This window comes from Levilactobacillus angrenensis (assembly GCF_003946085.1).
Taxonomy (GTDB): domain Bacteria; phylum Bacillota; class Bacilli; order Lactobacillales; family Lactobacillaceae; genus Levilactobacillus; species Levilactobacillus angrenensis.
Genome location: NZ_RHOB01000062.1, coordinates 1 through 1,005, shown reverse-complemented (window position 1 = coordinate 1,005; position 1,005 = coordinate 1). Strand labels below are relative to the sequence as shown.

The following is a 1,005-nucleotide window of genomic DNA, read 5'->3' as shown; positions in this document are numbered from 1 at the left end:
AATTAAAAAGCCCAAAGCAATCACTTACAATGGTAGTAGCTAATTCCAACCAATATAGGGAGTGATTACTTTGGGTACATCTACTTTATCACGTTTTCAACGTGGCGCACTAGCACAACTGGTCAATGAGGGGAATAAATCTTACCAAGTAATGGCTGACGCCTTAGGCGTCGCCAAAGCTACGATTAGCTATGAGTTGGACCGGGTTAAACCTTATGATCCAGAATTAGCTCAGCAAGATGCAGATCGCAAAAGGCGGAATTGCGGTCGTCGTTCGATGCTGACGGCAGCATTAGCGACTTTAATTACCAATCACTTACGATTAACCTGGTCACCAGAAACCATTGCGGCCGCTTATAACTTGAGCACTGCGTCAATTTATAATTGGCTTAATCGTGGCTGGCTCCCCTTCAAATTGACTGATCTACCCAATCGGAATGTCCGCCAGCACCGAGTGAGCGAAAATCGTGGGAAATTTACAAGTGGGACTTCCATCGAACAACGGCCAACAACTGTTAATCAACGGTTAGCTTTTGGTCATTGGGAAGTAGATACGGTGCTTTCTAGTCGAAGTGAGTCACGATCATGTCTGGTTACATTCGTAGAACGTAAGACCCGACTTCTATGGGCCATCAAAGCCCCTAATAGAACGGCTAAGGCTCTAAACACCGCCTTTGGCAAGTTTATGGGGGCCTTCGGTCCCCAAGTAAAATCCATTACTGTTGATCATGGTAAAGAGTTTGCCAATTATCAGGCCTTAGAACAGGATTATCAGATCAAAGTTTATTTTTGCCATCCATATTCACCATGGGAGCGAGGTTCCAATGAATATTTTAATAGACGGTTACGCTGGTTCTTCCCGAAAAAGACCAATTTTAGCCAAGTAACGACTGATGAGATCCTAGCAGCACTTGAACTAATTAATCAACGACCATTAAAAATACATCATCAACAGACTGCCATTGAAAGATTCCGGGCTTGTTCGGATTAAACTTGTAATTTGCC

Annotated in this window: 1 protein-coding gene; it reads left to right on the top strand. The window is 43.6% G+C overall.

What is annotated here, in order from left to right; all coding sequences use genetic code 11:
- Positions 1 to 70 precede the first annotated feature (70 nt).
- Positions 71 to 991 carry an IS30-like element ISLsa1 family transposase gene (locus EKM83_RS13220; RefSeq protein ID WP_011373852.1) on the top strand — a complete coding sequence of 307 codons (921 nt, stop codon included), beginning with the start codon at positions 71 to 73 and terminating at the stop codon, positions 989 to 991.
- The last annotated feature ends 14 nt before the right edge of the window (positions 992 to 1,005 follow it).